The 16,644-nt window shown below is 73.0% G+C and carries 14 protein-coding genes; 7 read left to right on the top strand and 7 right to left on the bottom strand.

The features are described 5' to 3' along the window. Position 1 precedes the first annotated feature (1 nt). The 4 genes from IE182_RS26185 to IE182_RS26170 form a co-directional block, all read right to left on the bottom strand. The gene (locus IE182_RS26185) at positions 2–565 is read right to left on the bottom strand and encodes a MauE/DoxX family redox-associated membrane protein (RefSeq protein WP_190112402.1); all 564 of its coding nucleotides are present in this window, start codon (positions 563–565) and stop codon (positions 2–4) included. Between the two features lie 142 nt (positions 566–707). Next, entirely contained in the window at positions 708–893 is a 186-nt protein-coding gene (locus tag IE182_RS26180; RefSeq protein ID WP_190112401.1) for a hypothetical protein, read from the bottom strand. Positions 894–1,059: 166 nt separating this feature from the next. Further along, positions 1,060–1,683 carry a histidine phosphatase family protein gene (locus IE182_RS26175; protein WP_190112400.1) on the bottom strand — a complete coding sequence of 208 codons (624 nt, stop codon included), beginning with the start codon at positions 1,681–1,683 and terminating at the stop codon, positions 1,060–1,062. A 106-nt stretch (positions 1,684–1,789) separates the two neighbouring features. Continuing rightward, entirely contained in the window at positions 1,790–4,036 is a 2,247-nt protein-coding gene (locus tag IE182_RS26170; RefSeq protein ID WP_190112399.1) for a terpene synthase family protein, read from the bottom strand. 305 nt (positions 4,037–4,341) lie between these two features. Between IE182_RS26170 and IE182_RS26165 the strand changes: the two genes are divergently transcribed. From IE182_RS26165 to IE182_RS26145, 5 genes are all read left to right on the top strand, one after another. Continuing rightward, positions 4,342–5,004, top strand: coding sequence for a pyridoxamine 5'-phosphate oxidase family protein (locus IE182_RS26165; protein ID WP_229845104.1), 663 nt, complete (start codon positions 4,342–4,344; stop codon positions 5,002–5,004). Positions 5,005–5,078: 74 nt separating this feature from the next. Continuing rightward, a complete protein-coding gene (locus IE182_RS26160) occupies positions 5,079–5,321 on the top strand; it encodes a hypothetical protein (RefSeq protein WP_190112398.1) in 243 nt (80 codons plus the stop codon). Positions 5,322–5,443: 122 nt separating this feature from the next. After that, a complete protein-coding gene (locus IE182_RS26155) occupies positions 5,444–6,148 on the top strand; it encodes a VC0807 family protein (RefSeq protein WP_190112397.1) in 705 nt (234 codons plus the stop codon). Between the two features lie 169 nt (positions 6,149–6,317). Further along, on the top strand, positions 6,318–6,956 hold the full coding sequence (locus IE182_RS26150; RefSeq protein WP_190112396.1) for a DUF4956 domain-containing protein: 639 nt from the start codon (positions 6,318–6,320) through the stop codon (positions 6,954–6,956). Further along, positions 6,953–7,834: a polyphosphate polymerase domain-containing protein gene (locus tag IE182_RS26145; protein ID WP_190112395.1), complete on the top strand. Its 882-nt coding sequence runs from the start codon at positions 6,953–6,955 to the stop codon at positions 7,832–7,834. The genes IE182_RS26150 and IE182_RS26145 overlap by 4 nt, the downstream gene beginning before the upstream one ends. A 13-nt stretch (positions 7,835–7,847) precedes the next feature. Here the strand turns inward: IE182_RS26145 and polX are convergent, their stop codons facing one another. Beyond that, positions 7,848–9,581, bottom strand: coding sequence for a DNA polymerase/3'-5' exonuclease PolX (gene polX / locus IE182_RS26140; RefSeq protein ID WP_190112394.1), 1,734 nt, complete (start codon positions 9,579–9,581; stop codon positions 7,848–7,850). 140 nt (positions 9,582–9,721) lie between these two features. Between polX and IE182_RS26135 the strand changes: the two genes are divergently transcribed. Then, a complete protein-coding gene (locus tag IE182_RS26135; protein ID WP_190112393.1) occupies positions 9,722–10,510 on the top strand; it encodes a VOC family protein in 789 nt (262 codons plus the stop codon). Positions 10,511–10,740: 230 nt separating this feature from the next. After that, entirely contained in the window at positions 10,741–12,264 is a 1,524-nt protein-coding gene (locus tag IE182_RS26130) for a M28 family metallopeptidase (RefSeq protein ID WP_229845102.1), read from the top strand. 35 nt (positions 12,265–12,299) lie between these two features. Here the strand turns inward: IE182_RS26130 and IE182_RS26125 are convergent, their stop codons facing one another. Together IE182_RS26125 and IE182_RS26120 are read right to left on the bottom strand one after the other, a co-directional pair. After that, complete coding sequence (locus tag IE182_RS26125) at positions 12,300–12,494, bottom strand: hypothetical protein (RefSeq protein WP_190112392.1); 195 nt, start codon at positions 12,492–12,494, stop codon at positions 12,300–12,302. A 209-nt stretch (positions 12,495–12,703) separates the two neighbouring features. Then, entirely contained in the window at positions 12,704–16,537 is a 3,834-nt protein-coding gene (locus IE182_RS26120; RefSeq protein WP_190112391.1) for an nSTAND1 domain-containing NTPase, read from the bottom strand. Between the last annotated feature and the right edge of the window lie 107 nt (positions 16,538–16,644).

Here is a 16,644-nt window from a genome sequence, read left to right as displayed (position 1 = left end):
CTCAGCGCGGGCCGCGCGGACCTGCGGCCGCGGCTTTGGTGTCGAGGGACTGGAACAGCCCGAGGATGTCGTCGAGCACGGCGACGAGCCCGCCCAGCAGCAGCCCGGCGAGGGCCGCCAGGACCAGGCCCGCCGGCTGCGTCCGGCCCGCCGCCCCCGTGACCGCCGCACCCGCCCCGGCGACGGCCGCGAGCAGCACGTTGCGCACGACGTGCCGCAGCCCGAGCGGCGTCGACGACGTGCCGAAGCACCGGCAGGGCGTCCGGGTGCCCCGCCCGGCCACGACGGCCACCGCCCCCGCGAACGCGAGGAGCAGCACCGCTGCAAGGACGAAGCCGCCCGCGGCCGCCGCCGGGGCCGGCACGGCGAGGAGCAGGCAGACGAGGCACTCGCCGGTCACCACCAGCGCGGCCAGCGGACGCACCAGCGGCGCGGGGAACAGCCGCATCTGCGCGAGGGAGTCGGCGAAGGCACGGAAGGCACGCGGCCCCGCCAGCTTCGTGGCGGCGGAGATCAGGAACATTCCTCCGATCAGGCAGCGGATCCCGACCTCTGGGTAGGTCACCGGTTCTCCTCCACGGCGGTTCGCGGGCGAACGACCGGGAACACCGGTACGCGGCGGCGTTCGGGTGCCGGCGCCGCGGAAACCGGTGTTCCCTCGTGCATGCCTTCGCACAGAAGCCGCCTCGCGGCGGCTCCCTACGGCGTCAGCACTTCGGACAGCTCTTCCAACAGTTGATCGAGCCGCAGTACGTGTTCACGCAGCATGCGCTCCGGGCGCACTGCCAGCAGGAGTTGAAGCACTGGCACGCCTGCACGGACGCCGCCGCTTCGACCTTGGGCACGAACAGGCCCAGGAGCCTGCTGCCCATCGATTCCAGCCTCTTGGACATTTCCGCACTCCTTCTGGATCGAAGTGGTGCCCGCTCGCACGTCGCTGAGGAGCGGGCGAGGGTGAACGTCACTGAGCTTCGGCCCGCCGTCTCTCCGGGCGGACATTCGGAGTCTTGTGCGGCATCCGGAAAGGTGCCACCCGAATTCAGGCCAAGGTGGCCGCCGTCACACGTGCAGCTCGGGCGGGAAGCCCGTCCAGCGCAGCTCCTCGGGCAGGTGGCGCATGTCGTTGGAGACGAGCACGGAGGACGGCCGGTTCGGTGCGTAGCGAATGACGGTCAGGGCCGCGTTGCACTGGTTCAGGCCCAGCCACCGCCACCGAGGGGCGTCCAGCGCGGCGCGGACGAACCAGCCGATGAGGAAGTTGTGGGTGACGATCAGCTCGTGGCGCGCCTCGTCGCCCGGCACCGGGCCCGTGAAGCGCTCCAGCGCCTCCGCGGCCAGCGCCGTGCCCCGGGCGGGATCCTCCTCCGAGAACTGGGCGACGTAGCGGAGCAGGAAGTCGGCCGAATCCGGCGGCAGCTCCTCCGCCGTGGGCACGTACGGGACGTAGTCCCCGGCGCACTCCGTCAGGTGCAGGGGAACGCCGTCGAGCCGGTCGGCGACGATCCGGGCGGTCTGCTCCGCGCGGGCCAGCGGGCTGTGGTGGACGGCCGCCAGCGGAACGCCCCGGAGCCGCTCACCGAGCAGGGCGGCCTGGCGGTGGCCGTTCTCCGCCAGCCCGCTGTGGTCCGGCAGCGCCTCGCCGTGCCGGGCGAGGTAGAGGTAGCGGGGGGCTGTTCCCGTCATGTGCGGCTCCTGTCGGCGTGCTTGATCGTGTCCGTCCTGCCGGGGACGCCGCAGCCCGCCGTCCGGTTGCACGGACGGCGGGCGGGGTGTGGCGGGGTGCGCGGCGTCAGCGCGAGCCGAGCAGCGTGGCGAGCCGGGTGCCCGAGGTGCCCAGGCCCGTGGGGGTGCCCCATGGCAGCGCTGCCGTGGGGGCGGCCGGCGGTGCGTTGTGGCGCAGCAGGTCGGCCTCACCGTACCGGTGGCACTCCCGGTGCCAGGTGAGGATCGCGGAGAGCCAGTCCTTGAGCTCCTGCGCGTAGCCTTCGAGCGTCGCGCAGCCCGCGGCGTCCAGCTCGAACTCCTTGCACAGGACGGGCAGCTGGGTGTCGGCCACGTGCTGGAACTCCCGCATCCGGGACGTCATGAGGTCGCTGACGATGGCGAGGGCCTCGTGGCGGCCGCAGTTGAAGAAGTTCTGGACGACGAGGACGGCGTTGTGCACCTCGCCCTCGAACTGGATCTCCTTCTGGTAGGAGAAGACGTCGTTCATCAGGCAGGCGTAGTCGGCGGCCGCGTTCTCCATGGCCTGGACCGGGCGCGAGCGGTAGATCTCCGGCGGCAGGGTCTTGCCGTGGCCGAAGCGGGACAGGCTCATGGTGAGGTCGGATCCGAAGGTCTTGCGGCGCATCTCGATGTAGTCGACGGGCTCGGGGATGCGGTTCTGCCGCTGGTTGGCGAGCTCCCACAGCCAGCTGTCCAGCATGACCTCGACGGCAACGCGGAACTCTGCGCGGTGGTCGTCGGGCATGGGCGCCGCGGTGCGGGCCCACAGGTCGGCCAGGCCGCGCTCCAGGGGATTGCGGGGGGCCTCGGTGAGCCCCATGTCGAGCGGCATGAACTCCTTCAGCCGTGCGGTGCACGTCCTGGGCGCGGTGACGTCGGCGGAGCGGCCGAAGACCGCGGGGTAGACGTCGTCGCCGTAGGTGCCCCAGGTGAGCCAGTCCGTTGCCAGGTCGAGCTCTTCGGGAGTGGCCCCGGGATGGATGCCGGCGGCGCACAGGGCGAAGTCGTAGTCCCGGAGCTTGCCCTCGTCCCAGCAGCCGGCGAGGGGGTCGCCCGGCTCGGGCGCGAGGAAGCCCATGCGGTGCCCCCAGTCGAGGTTCCGCCGGCGCGAGCCGTTCAGGTGGGGGCTCAGCCGGGTCGGGAAGGGCATGGCGAAGTCGGGCAGCGGCAGGTGGCCCACCTGCTCGAACGGGACGTGCGTGTAGCTGCGCAGCCGGGCGGGCAGGGACGCCAGGATGGAGGGGACCAGCCGCGCCGCCGACGTTCCCAGACCCAGCGGGCCGCCCAGCAGGGCGCCGGCCGCGGGGGAGTCGCCGCGGGTGGCGCCGTTCATGTAGCGGCTGGAGCGCATGTGCCATTCGTGGCCGCCGGACTGCCAGTCCTGCAGACCCTTGACGTACGCGAGGACGTCGGCGCGCGCGGGGGTGTCCAGGGCGTGCTCGGCGAAGAGCGGCTCCAGCTCGGTCAGAACGGTGTGCTCGAACTGCTGCAGCCGCGAGGTGAGGAGGTCGTTGACGGCGTCGGCGGCCTCCTGGGTGGTGCAGCCCAGGAACCGCTCCAGCACGAGGACGGCGTTGGCGAGCTCGCCCTCGTTCTGCGTCTCGCGCTCGTAGGAGAACAGGTCGTTGCGCAGGTGGACGCCGTCCGAGAAGGTGTCCTTGAGGACCCGCATCGGCCGGCTCGCGGCGATGCGGTCGGGGACCTCGGCCCCGGCCGCGAGCTCGACGAGATGGGCCGACCAGGGGGCGCCGCCGACTTTGCGGCGCATCTCGATGTACTCGACGGGGTTGGCGACCCGCCCCTCATTGATGTTGGACAGCTCCCACAGGGACTCCTCCAGCAGGTGCCAGGTGCTCTCGCGGAAGCGTCGGCGCCATTCCGGGGACATCGAGGGGACGGTACGGGCCCACAGGTCGGCCAGGCCCGCCTCGACCTGGTTGACGGGCTCCTCGTCGGGCACGGCCGACTCCAGCGGCATGAACGCCGGCAGCCGGTCGAGGTACTCCTTCGCGCCGCGCATGTCCCCGGTGCGCTTGAAGCGGGCCAGGAAGTCGTCGTCGAAGAAGAACACCCACACGTACCAGTCGGTGATCAGGTCGAGCAGCACCCCCGAGGCGTCGGGGTGGGTGTAGGAGCACAGCAGAGCGTAGTCGTGGGAATCGAAGTCCGACTCGTCCCAGATGCCCGAGCCCTCGATCATCTCCATCTCCCTGGCCCACGCCTTGGTGTGTTCCCGGGTGCTGTCCAGGTGAGGATTGAGGCGTGCCGGATACGGCGTGTAGAAGCGGGGGAGCTCGAAGGGGTTCGGCATCGCGTGCGCGGCCTTTCGCGGGGAGCCGGGGCGGATGGGCGGCGGGGCTCGGATCACCCGGCACGCTAGGGCGCCGGCTCCGGAGGAAGGGAGTGGAAAGTAGGATTTCCGCCCAATATGGTGAAGATCGAAGCGGTTCCGATTAACGATCTTGACGGGGTGTCCGGTCGTCGGGGGTGAGGCGTCGGACACAGCCGTGATCATGGTGTGCGCCGGGTGCATAAGCTGGCGGCATGCTCGCGCGGCCCTCGCCGGGCCCGGGCCCGGCGCCGCGCGAACCCGCACCGCACGGAGGGGATTGCTCGATGGGGACGGCTGGGATACGGACCGCCGGGACGCTTGCCGACGGGATGGTGGAGATCACGTCGGACGAGGAGCTGACGGAGCTGCTCGGCGGGCCGCCGACGGCGCGCGCGGCGGGCAAGGTGCGCGCCCGGCTGGCGGAGCAGGACCGGCAGTGGCTGGCGCAGTCGCCGTTCTGTGTGGTCTCGACGGCCGGGGCGGACGGCAGCTGCGACGGCTCCCCCAAGGGCGACCCGACCGGGTTCACCCTCGTCCTCGACGACACCACCGTCGTGGTGCCGGAACGGCCGGGCAACCGGCGGGCCGACGGCTTCCGCAACGTCCTCGTCAACCCGCACGTCGGCCTGCTGTACCTGATCCCCGGGCGCAGCGACAGCCTGCGCATCAACGGCCGCGCCCGGCTCCTGAAGGACGCGCCCTTCTTCGACCGGCTGGCCGTGAAGGGGCACCGCCCCCGGGTCGCCCTCCTCGTCGAGATCGAGGAGATCTTCTTCCACTGCTCCAAGGCGTTCCTCCGCTCCGGCCTGTGGAAGCCGGAGACGTGGGATCCCGAGGCGGTCCCCTCGCGGGCGCGCATCGCCCAGGCGCTGGAGCCGACCGGGCAGACGCTGGAGGAGCTGGAGCGGTACTACGGGCCGCAATACGCCGATCATCTGTACGACTGAGGATTGCGGCGCCGCCGGCGCGGTCGTGTCGGGCGCCGCGCACGGTCGTTGGACAGGTCATGAAAAATCGCCTCATGAATCGCGTCGCGGCGGGTTCGGTCCTCCTCGCGGCCTGCGGCCTGGCCTCGACCGCCGGCAGTGCCCGGGCGGCCGGCGGTGAGGGTGCCGCCGCCCCTGCCCCGCTCGCCAGCCGCGTCACCCACCTGGCGCCGATCGACGCCGTGTCGGTCGGCAAGGCGGCCTCCCTCGTCAAGGGCCAGCTGCCGCGGGAGACGGTCGGTCAGATCTCCCTCCGTACACCCCTGTCCGAGGGCTGAGCGGTAGGGCGCCCCTGCCGCCGGTATCCCGTGATGCCGGCGGCAGGGGCGTTCGTTTGCCACATGGCTGGTTTTCCCCCTAGGGTCCCGTTCGCTCTGATGTTTGATCTTGGGGGATTCTGATGTCCGTTCAGTCGTCCGCGCCGCCGTCCAAGGGCGTGAACAAAGCCACCGTCCTGGGGTGGGCCGTCTCGATCGTCTTCAACGTCGTCCTGCCCATGGTGACGTACCAACAGCTCAGGGACGCCGGTTGGAGCGAGTTCACGGCGCTGCTGGTCTCGGGCGCGTGGCCGGTGCTGGACACGGTGATCCACCTGATCTGGCAGCGGCGGATCGACGAGTTCGCCGTGGTCACCCTGATCTTCATGGCGCTGACCGTGATCGTCACCGTCGTCGGCCCGCACTCGACGCGGCTCCTGCTGGTCAAGGAGTCCGCCGTCACCGGTCTGTTCGGCGTGGTCTGCCTGGTGTCGCTGGCCCTGCCGCGCCCGCTGATGTTCTACTTCGGCCGCAAGTTCGGCACCGACGGCACCAAGGAGGGCCTGGAGCGCTGGAACGGGCTCTGGGCGGAACAGCCCGGCTTCCGGCGTGTCATGCGCACGATCACCACGGCCTGGGGTGTGGGGTACGTCGTCGAGGCCGGCACCCGCATCGGACTGTCCTACGTCCTGTCGACCGGCACCATGGTCGGCCTGAACTCCGTCCTCGCCTACGGCGTCCCGGTCGTCCTCGTCACCTGGACGATCACCTACTCCAAGCGGGCCCGCGCCCGGGGTCAGGCCGCCATGGCCGCCCGGGAGGCCGCTGCGGCCGCCGCGGCCGCGTAACGGGCACGTTCGGTCCACAAGGAGGCCGAATTGGACGTGATCCCTCCGGATTTGGTCAAGTCCTGAGGGATCACATCAAGGATTCGCATGATTAACCCAGCCCGGTGACTCTGTTCGCCGAGAGTTTCCTCTGCGTCCCCCAGGCGTTGACGCACTGAAGGAGGAAGCGATGGAATCCGTGCGACACCTTGCCGCTCACCTGTGCCTCGACCTCGTCGCGGTCTGCCTGCTGACCTTCGCCGTCTACTACCCGCGGCACCGTCGCCGCGACCTGGTCCCCGCCTACCTCGCCCTCAACGTCGCGCTGTTCACGGTCGTGGCGGCGCTCGCCGCGACGGGCGGCAACGGCGGCCTGACCCTCGGCTTCGGCCTCTTCGGGGTGCTGTCGATCATCCGGCTCCGTTCGGACGCCGTGCAGCACGAAGAGGTCGCCTACTACTTCACCACCCTGGTCCTCGGGCTGGTCTGCGGCCTGCCGCAGCTGAGCCTGCCCATGGCCGCCACGCTCGGCGGCATCCTCCTGCTGGTGGTCTACTGCGCCGACCACCCCAGGCTCCTGGCACGCTCCCGCCGGACGCTCGTCACGCTCGACACCGTCCACGCCGACCCGGCCGCGCTGCGCGCGGACCTCGCCCGGCGGCTCGGGGAGCCCCTCGACTGGACGGTCATGGAGGTCGACTACGTCCGCGATCTGACGGTCGTCGACGTGCGCTACCGCGAGCCCCTCCCGGGAACGACGCCCCTGGCGGCGGACAATGGCCAGGCCGAACGCCCGTACCAGGGCAAGCCCGCCTGGGAGACCGTATGAGCGCCCCCGCCACCGACCCGGCCCCCGTCCCGGCCGCAACCCTCCCCGCCGCCCGGCCCCTGGCCGAGCCGCCGGAGGCCCTCGCCCCGCCGGCGGTGCAGGCGATCACGCGTGCCGCGGCCGCCGCCCTGCCCGTCCCGCTCGCCGAGGTCAACGCACGCGCGGAACTGCTGGCCCGCTTCGACCGCAGCTACCTCGTGCCCGCCGCCACGTTCGCCCGGCTGGCCGCCCGGCTGACCGACCCGCACCGGCCCGGCGGGCCGTTCCGGGCCCTGACCATCGAACGGCGGAACGCCTTCCGCTACCACTCCGTCTACTACGACACCCCCGACCTGCGCTCCTTCCACGACCACCGCCAGGGCCGCCGGCTGCGCTTCAAGATCCGTGAACGCGTCTACCAGGACACCGGCGAGCGCCAGTTCGAGATCAAGCTCAAGGGGTGCCGGGGTGACACCGTCAAGCACCGTCGCCCCCTGATGGGCGACGACACCCCGCAGGACGCCCCGTTCCGCGACTTCCTGGCCGCCACCCTGGAGCGCGCCTACGGCATCGACGCCCCGCAGACCCTGTACCCCTCCCTCGGCACCGACTACGTCCGGGCGACCCTCGTGGCCGACGGCGAGCGCATGACCTGCGACGCCGGCCTGGTCTGCACCGACCTGCGCACCGGCCGTGCCGTCCGGGCCCGTGAGGGCCTGGTGCTGGTGGAGACCAAGGGCACCGGCCACCTGACCGCGGCGGACCGGCTGCTGCACGCCCACGGCATGCGGCCGGTCGTCCTCACCAAATACTGCGGGGCGCTCGCCGCGCTGCACCCGTCCCTGCCCGCCAACCGCTGGCGCAGGGCGGCACGCCTGGTCTTCACCGGAGCCGGCTGAGGCGGACCCCGTCTCAGCTCCCGTGCCCTCCCGGGCGCAGGAAGCGCCGCAGGCGCTGCAGGGGCCAGGTGTTGATCACGTCGTCCTTCGTCAGCCAGCCGCGCTGGGCGGTGCCGACGCCGTAGCGCATGTAGGGCAGGTGCGTGGTGGAGTGGGCGTCGGTGTTCACGGCGAACTTCACGCCGTAGCGCTTGGCGCGCAGGATGTCCTCGTCGCACAGGTCGAGCCGCTCCGGATGGGCGTTGACCTCCAGGGCGGTGCCTGTTCTGGCACACGCCTCGAAGACCGCGTCGAAGTCGGCGTCGATGCCCGGGCGCTTGCCGATCCTGCGGGTGGTGGGGTGGCCGATGATCCCCACGTAGGGGTTCTCGCAGGCCCGGACCAGACGCCGTGTCAGTTCCGCACGCGTCTGGTGGAAGTGGGAGTGCACGGAGGCCACGCACAGGTCGAAGCCCGCGAGGAAGTCGTCGGGCCAGTCCAGCCCGCCGTCCGGCCCGATGTTGAGTTCGGTGCCGTGCAGCAGGCGCATCTTCCGGTGCTTGCCGTCCAGTGCCCGGACCCGCTCCCGCTGGGCGAGCATCTTCTCGTCGGTCATGCGCTGCATGTACAGGTCGGGGGCGTGGTCGGTGACGGCGTAGTACGCGTAGCCGCGCCGGGCGGCGGCCTCGACCATGTCCTCCAGGGAGGCGACCCCGTCCGTGAGGTCCGTATGGGTGTGCAGGTCGCCGCGGATGTCGTCCTCGGCCACCAGTTCGGGCAGCTCGCCGCGCAGGCCGGCGGCGATCTCGCCCCGGTCCTCCCGCAGGGTCGGGGCGATCCAGGGCAGCCCGAGCCGTGCGTAGACCTCCTCCTCCGTGCCCGACGCGATGTTCACGCCACTGTCGACGTCGAACAGGCCGTACTCGGAGAGCTTGAGCTTCTGCCGCACCGCGATCTCGCGGATGCGGATGTTGTGCGCCTTGGAACCGGTGAAGTACAGCAGCCCTGCCCCCCACGAGGCGGGCGGCAGGACCCTCAGATCGACCTGCAGGCCCTTCGTGGTGCGGAGGGAGGTCTTCTTCTGACCGTGCGCGATGATCTCGGCGGCGTAGGGGAGTCCGGCGAACGCCTGCATGAACGGGGCGGAGCGGTCGGCGGCGACGAGGACGTCGATGTCGCCGATGGTCTCCCGCATGCGCCGCAGCGACCCGGCGTACGCGCAGCCCTCGCAGCCCTTGACACCGGAGAGGTCGGCGACGATCTGTTCCGCGACGTCCGTGGCGGCGCCGAGCAGGATGCGGCCGCTGCCGGCCTTCTGCATGAGGGCGATGCCGTGGAGGATGTTGGCCTCGGTCTTCTCGCCGAACCCCTTGAGCCCGCGCAGCCGCTCCTCGTGGATGGCGTCGAGGAGCCCCTCCACGGAGGACACGTGCAGCTCCTCGTAGAGGGTCATGGCCTTCTTGGGCCCGAGCGTGGGAATGGTGATGAGTTCCCGCACGCCGGCCGGGATGGCGGCCCTGGCCTCCTCGACGGCGGTGACACGGCCGGTGCTCAGGTACTCCACGACCTTGTCGGCGATCGACTTCCCGACGTTGGGGATGTCCCGCAGCCCCTTGGCGTCGAGCTTCGAGACGTCGCCGGGATGACCGCCGATGGCACGGGCGGCCTTCTCGTAGGCGCGCGCCTTGAAGGCGTCACCACCGGTGATCGCGACGAGGTCGGCGTACTCCTGCAGCAGCGCCTCGACCTCCTCATTGGGCCGGGCCATGGCTCCAGCCTGCCACGGGGCGGCCGCCGCCACACTCCGGCCGGCCGCCTCCGGGGGCGGCTGTCAGTGGCCCCTGCCATGCTGAGATCCGTCCGACCGCCCCTGCCGCAAGCGGCAGCACCCGCCGGAGGAGCCGCACCATGCTGACATCCACGCACGTCCCCGGCGGGCCGAACTGGCTCGACCTCGGCACGCCCGACGTGGCCGGGGCCGCCGAGTTCTACCGCCGCGTCTTCGGATGGGAGTTCGATCCCGCGGGGCCGGACGCGGGCGGCTACGGGTTCTTCCGCCTGGACGGCAGAACCGTCGGGGCCGTGGGGCCGCTGACGGAGGAGGGGGCGAGCTCCGCCTGGACGGTGTACTTCCGCACCACGGACGCCACCGCCACGGCCGAGGCCGTGGAGCAGGCGGGCGGCACGGTCCGCTTCCCGCCGTTCGACGTCTTCTCCGCCGGACGCATGGCGGGCTTCACCGACCCCGCGGGGGCCCGCTTCGCCGTGTGGCAGCCCGGCGACATCGACGGCCTGGACCTCGTCAACGCGCCCGGCGCGGTCAGCTGGATCGAGCTCTACACCACCGACGCGGCCGCGGCCAAGGACTTCTACCGTGCCGTCTTCGCCTGGGAGCTGCGGGACATGCCGATGGGGGAGGAGCTCGTCTACACCATCGCCGGGCCGGCCGGCGGGGGAGTGGAGACCATGCACGGCGGCCTCATGCAACTGCCCGCCGAGAACCTCCGGGCGGGCTCGCGCTCCGAATGGCATCCGTACATCGAGGTGGCCGACTGCGACGGCACGGTGGCCACGGCCACCGAAAGCGGGGCGACGGTCATCATCCCCGTCGTCGACGCCCCCGGGATCGGCCGCCTGGCCATGCTCCTCGACCCGTTCGGAGCCCCCTTCGCGGTGATCACGAGCGCTGCGCCCTGAGGCTTGGGCCCGGTGCGCCGGTGGGGGCCGGCGGCCGGGCCGACCGACGGTCCATCAGATGCGGTCCTGTACCGGACCGGTGGCCGGAGCCGGCGCGGAAGATGTCGATCTTGTGTCAACTGTTCGTCGACCCCTCCCGTGACCTGCGCCGATTCGCTACCGTCCCGTTCAGCGCGATCGCCGTCCGATCGCGATGACCGCAGGCCGGGGGGCATCACGATGGTCCGCCCGTGCCGGAAAGGACCTCCGTGCGCGCCCAGTTCCGTCGCAGAGCGATATCGGCTCTCGTCACGAGCGTCGTCGCCGCCCCCGTACTGCTCGCCGCCGCGGCCCCCGCCGACGCCCGGCCGGCGACCTCGGCCCAGCAGCACGGCAAGGCCGAGCGACTCGCCAAGAAGCTGGTCAAGGCTTCCTCCGGGAAGAGCGCCCACCGTCACCTGGAGGCGTTCCAGGAGATCGCCGACGACAACGGCGGCAACCGCGCCGCCGGTACGCCGGGCCACAAGGCGTCCACCGAGTACGTCTACCGCCTGCTGAAGAAGGCCGGTTACGACGTCTCGTACCAGAACTTCGACTTCTACGAGTCCAAGACGCAGCACGAGAAGCTGTCCGTCGTCTCGCCCGAGCCGCGCGACGTCAAGGTGACGGCCTACGGCTTCAGCAAGTCCTCGCCCGCGGGCGGGCTCGTGGCACCCCTCGCCGCCGCCCGCGTGGACGCGACCCCCGGCTGCGAGCTGGACGACTACGCCTCCGGCGACTTCAAGGGCAAGATCGCGCTCGTCAAGCGCGGCAACTGCACCTTCCAGCAGAAGGAAGAGGTCGCCGCCAAGGCGGGCGCGATCGGCCTGATCCTCTACAACCACTCCGGCACCGAGCCGGTCCACGGATCGGTCGGTGAGCCGGCCAACGCCCACATCCCCGCCGGCGGCATCTCCCTGGCCGACGGCGAGGCGCTGGCCGCGCAGGTCGCCAAGGGCGAGACCAAGGTCAACCTCGATGTGAGCACCGAAGCGATCAAGCGCCAGACCCGCAACGTGATCGCCGAGACCCGGGGCGGCAGCGCCGACCACGTGGTGGCGCTCGGCAGCCACCTGGACTCGGTGCCCGCGGGCCCCGGCATCAACGACAACGGCTCCGGCTCCGCCGGCCTGCTGGAGGTCGCCCTCAAGCTCGCCGCCGAGACGCGCGGCCATGGCCAGCAGCCCACCAACAAGGTGCGCTTCGCCTGGTGGTCCGGTGAGGAGCTCGGTCTGCTCGGCTCCGAGCACTACGTCAAGCAGCTCAGCGAGAAGCAGCGCAAGCAGACCGCGCTCTACCTGAACTTCGACATGATCGCCTCGCCGAACCCCGTCGAGTTCGTCTACGACGGCGACGACTCCGACCACCAGGGCGAGGGCCCTGGCCCGCAGGGCTCCGCACAGATCGAGCGGCTGATCAACGGCTACCTCGACGGCCGTCGCTCGCCGCACGAGGGCACCGACTTCGACGGCCGGTCCGACTACGGCCCGTTCATCAAGGCCGGCATCCCGGCGGGCGGCACCTTCACCGGCGCCGAGGGCATCAAGACCAAGGAGCAGGCGGCGAAGTTCGGCGGCACCGCGGGCACCGCGTACGACCCGAACTACCACGGGGCGGGCGACACCCTGAAGAACCTCGACCTCAAGGTCTTCGACACCAACGTCGACGTCATCGCCCACGCGGTCGGCATCTACGCCCACGACCTGAGCTCCCTGAACGAGCCGGTCAAGGGCTGACCCCAGCTCCGCCCCCGGCCGTTGTCGGGAGGTCGTCATGGCCGGGGGCGGTTGTGCCAGGCGGTGTAGAGGCCGGTGAGGGCCGCGGCGTACTCGGTGAGGGCCGCGGGAGTGGCGTGGTCCACGAGGACCAGCGTCATGCAGGCCGCCACCGTCACGGCGAACGCGAAGGCGTCGGGCAGGTCGGTGTTCATGTCGGCGTTCGTGCAGGCGTTCACGCAGGCGTTCATGTCCGGGCTTCTTTCGTCGAGGTCGGCCGGGGGAGCCGGGACGGCCGACTGTGCGGAATCAAGCCGTCCGGTGTTCTGAGTCTCGGCATATGACAGGGCGCGAGCCAGGGGTTGTCCGTTGCCCCGGCCCAGCAGGCGCCGGGCAACCCCCGCTGACCTGGCCTTCTGTCACAGGGCGTCAGGGCGGGCGCAGGACGTCCCGTGCCGCGCTATGACCCCTCGGGGTGACAGCCCGGCGCGTAGGGAACGTCCGGCAGCAGCCGGCGCCAGGTGCCCCGGCCCACGTCGCCCACCGCCCGGCACGCGTCGGCCAGCACCGCACGCACCCCCAGGCTCCACCAGCGCACGGTGCCGTCCTCGCCGACGGACACCACCGGGCCCCCCGCGGCGAGGAAGGCCGCGGCCCGCACCCGCCCGGTGTGCCCGGTCAGGGTGAACAGCAGCCGCCCGTCGCGCGGGTCCCAGACCCGGACGGTGTTGTCGCGGCCCGTCGTCACCAGCCGCGTGCCGCCCGGATCGAAGGCCGCCGAGGTGACCGGCCCCGTATGGCCGGCCAGGGTCCGCAGCCTGCGCCCGTCGCGCGCGTCCCACAGCCCGACCGTGTAGTCGCGGCTGGCGGTGGCCAGCAGGGTGCCCGCCGGGTTCGCCGCCAGGCCCAGCACCGTGTCGGCGTGCTCGGTCAGCCGGTGCAGCTCGCGGCCGTCGGATACGCGCCAGATGCGGGCCGTGTTGTCCTGACTGCCCGTGGCGAGCCTGTCGCCGCCCAGGAACACCACCCGGTAGACGGCGTCCTCGTGACCGGAGATCCGCAGCTCCGGACGGACCGCCGTCCCCGTCACGCGCCACAGCCGCACCGTGCCGTCCTCACTGGCCGTGGCGACCGAGGACGGGTCCCCGGGGCGGAACGCCAGCGAGGTGACCGCCCGGCCGTGGGCCTGCCAGCGCTGCACGGGACGGTCCGGTGCGGCGGTGCGCCACACGGTGGCGCCACCGCGCCCGTCACCCGCCGCGAACAGCGCACCGTCACGGCTGAACGCCACCGCGCGCACCGGCTCCGCGGACACCCGTACCGTGTGCCGCACCGTGCGGTGCCGGGCGTCCCACAGCCGCAGGGTGCCGTCCTGGCCCGCGACGGCCAGCAGCGAACGGTCCGGGCTGAGGGCCGCGTCCAGCCAGGCGGAGCCGGACGGCACCGCCCCGGCCGCGGCACGCGGCGTCCACAACCGCAGGGTGCCGTCCTCGCCGGCCGTCGCCAGCGACCGGCCGTCGGGGGAGAAGGCGATGCCGTGCACGGGCCCGAGATGACTGGCCAGCACGGCGGTCCGGCGCCGGCCCGCGAGGTCCCACACGCACGCGGTGTCGTCCTGGCCCGCCGCCGCCAGGCGCGTGCCGTCGGGGGAGAACGCGACGGCCAGCACGGAGTCCTGCATGCCCTCCAGGGCCGCCTCCCGTTCACCGGTTGCGGTGTTCCACAGCCCGACGTCGTCCCGCCACTCGCCGGCGGCCAGGTGCCGTCCGTCGGGGGAGAAGGCCAGGGAGCGCACCTGGCCGTGGGCCGTGGTGCCGATGACCCGCGTCCGTCCCGTCCCCGTGTCCCTGAGCCACACCCGCCCGTCCAGACCGGCCGCGGCCACCTGCCCCCCGTCCCGGGTGACGGCCACCGCGTACAGCGGTCCGAGGCCGACGTCGGCGGTCTCCGGATCCGCGGCGGCGCCCGGGCGCACGAGCCGGACCGTCCCGTCCCGACCCGCCGACGCCAGCAGCTCGCCGCGACCGGACAGGGCCACCGCCCGGACGGCGCCGCGGTGTCCGCCCGCCACGCGGGAGACGCGCCCGGTGCCGGCGTCCCACAGCGACACCGCCCCCGTGTCGTCGCCCCAGGCGGCGAGCCCGCCCTCCCGGGCGCCGGCCAGCGCCCGCACGGCCGCGCGGCCCCGGGCGACGACGCGTCCCTGCCGCCGGCCCGCCGTGTCCCACTGCCGTACGGTCCCGTCGGCGCCGGCCGACAGCAGCCGCCCGGCGCCCGGCTGCCACGCCGCGGCGAGCACCGGCCCCCGGTGCCCCGTCAGCCGCCCGGCGTAGGACTGGGCCTGGGAGCTGAGGACCGCCCCGGCCGCAGCGGCGGTGTGCGCCTGCCGCCAGGCGGCGGTCGCCAGCAGCATCGACACCTCCGGCCGGGAGGCGCTCAGCGCGGTGGCGCGGAAGGCGAGTCCGGCCGAGCGGGCCGCTCCCCGTTCGGCCACGGCCTGCCGCCCCTGGTGGAGCGCCACCGCGCCCCCGGTCACGGTCAGCACGAGGAGCACGGCCAGGGCCGCCAGCAGCCGGTGCAGCCGGCGGGTGCGCCGCCGTTCCGCCGCGAGCTCGGCGGCGGCGTGGGCCGTCGCCGCGTCCACGAACGCCTGCTCGACGGCGCTGACCGTGCCCAGGGGGTGTGCCGCCAGCTCCCGGGCGGCCACGAGCCGGCTGCCCCGCGGCAACAGCGCCGGGTCACGGCCCTCCGCGTCCCACTGCCGGGCGGCCGCGCCCAGTTGCTGCCGGGCGTGCAGCGTGGCGGCGTGCGTCTCGATCCACCCGTGCAGCCGGGGCCAGGCGCGCAGCACCGCCTCGTGCGCCAGGGTGATGCCGTCGGCGTCGACGGTGAGCAGCCGGGCGCGCGCGAACTCCTCCACCACCTGAAGGACCGCACCGGAGCGTGCGCCCGCCTCCTGGGACAACTGCTCGCGCGAGACGCGGGCGCGGGTGGCCCGGCCGTCCTCGTCGACCCGCACCAGCCGCAGCAGGGCGTGCGGCGCGGCTTCCTGACGGGCCGGCGACAGCCGCGCGTACGCCCGTTCCGCCGTCGCCGCCACCGCCCCGGCGATCCCTCCCGCCTGCTGGTACCCCTCGACCGTCAGAGCCCCCTCGGTGCGGCGCTGCCACGTCGCCAGCAGCGCGTGGGACAGCAGGGGGAGCGCGCCGGGCCCGTAGCCGCCGGTCCCCTCGCCGCCGTCGGCGGCGCCGAGGTCGCGCAGGAGCAGCTCCACGAGCCCGGGCTCCGGCTCCAGGCCCACGGCGTGGGCCGGGCGGACGACCGCTTCCCGGATCTCCTGCGCCCGCAGGGGCTCCAGCGGCAGCTGGCCGTCGCGCAGGGCGGCCGCCAGCTCGGTGAAGGCCAGGCAGCGGCCGTAGAAGTCGGCCCGCACGCCGAGGACCACCAGCGCCGCGGAACCGTCCCGGCCGCCGGGGAAGGCGGGGCCGGTGGCCAGCGCGTGCACGGCGCGCACGAACACCGTCTGCTCGTGCGCGTCCGCGCACAGGGTGAACAGCTCCTCGAACTGATCGACGACGAGCACGAGTCGTACCGGGTCCGGGCCCCCGCCGGCGCCGCCTGCGTTGAGCGCCGCGTGGACGGCGCGGGCGAACGCGCCCGGTCCCCGGTCGAGCGCCTGCCGCAGGTCGCCGTGGGCGGCGCCGCAGGTCTGCGCGACGCGCGCCAGCAGCTCGGCCACCGGCCGGTCCCCGGGCCGCAGGGTGAGCACCGGCCAGCGGCTCGACCCCTTCACCGGCAGCACCCCGCGGTGCAGCGCGGGCACCAGGCCCGCCTGCAGCAGCGAGGACTTGCCCGTGCCCGAGGCGGCGACGACGGCGGTCGGCCCGGAGCCGTCCAGCCGCTCCGTGAGGAGGTGCACCAGCGCCGCCGTCGCCCGCTCGCGCCCGAAGAACCAGTCCGCCTCCGCCGCGCCGAACGCCGCCAGGCCGCGGTAGGGGCAGACCTCCAGCGGAGCGCCCCGCCCGCCGCGCCGGCCGTCCGCGGCCTGCGACACCAGCCGGGTCAGCTCGCCACCCGCGCGCAGCACCCCTTCGCAGCGCCGCGCGACCTCCTCGGTCATCGGCTTCTCGCCCGTCTCCACCCGGCTGAGGTAGCCCTTGGTGTAGTGGACCAGGTCGGACAGCCCGGCCAGCGACATGCCGCGCGCCTGGCGGAGCCGGCGCAACCGCTCCCCGGGCGCCACCGTGGAGGCGGGGGAACCGCCGCTGTCGCCGTCGTCGCCGTGTGGGTGCATCGGTGCTGTCCTTCGTGCCTTTGTGCCAACGGACGCGTTTCTTGCCCCAGGTTGTCCCCTCCGGTCCGCCCGGCGGCCGCGATCCGTGCACGCCGCACCCGAAACCG

The sequence above is a fragment of the Streptomyces cinnamoneus genome, from assembly GCF_014650495.1.
Lineage (GTDB): Bacteria > Actinomycetota > Actinomycetes > Streptomycetales > Streptomycetaceae > Streptomyces > Streptomyces cinnamoneus.
The sequence above is the reverse complement of the archived record's forward strand: the minus strand, read 5'-3'. Positions and strand labels throughout refer to the sequence as shown.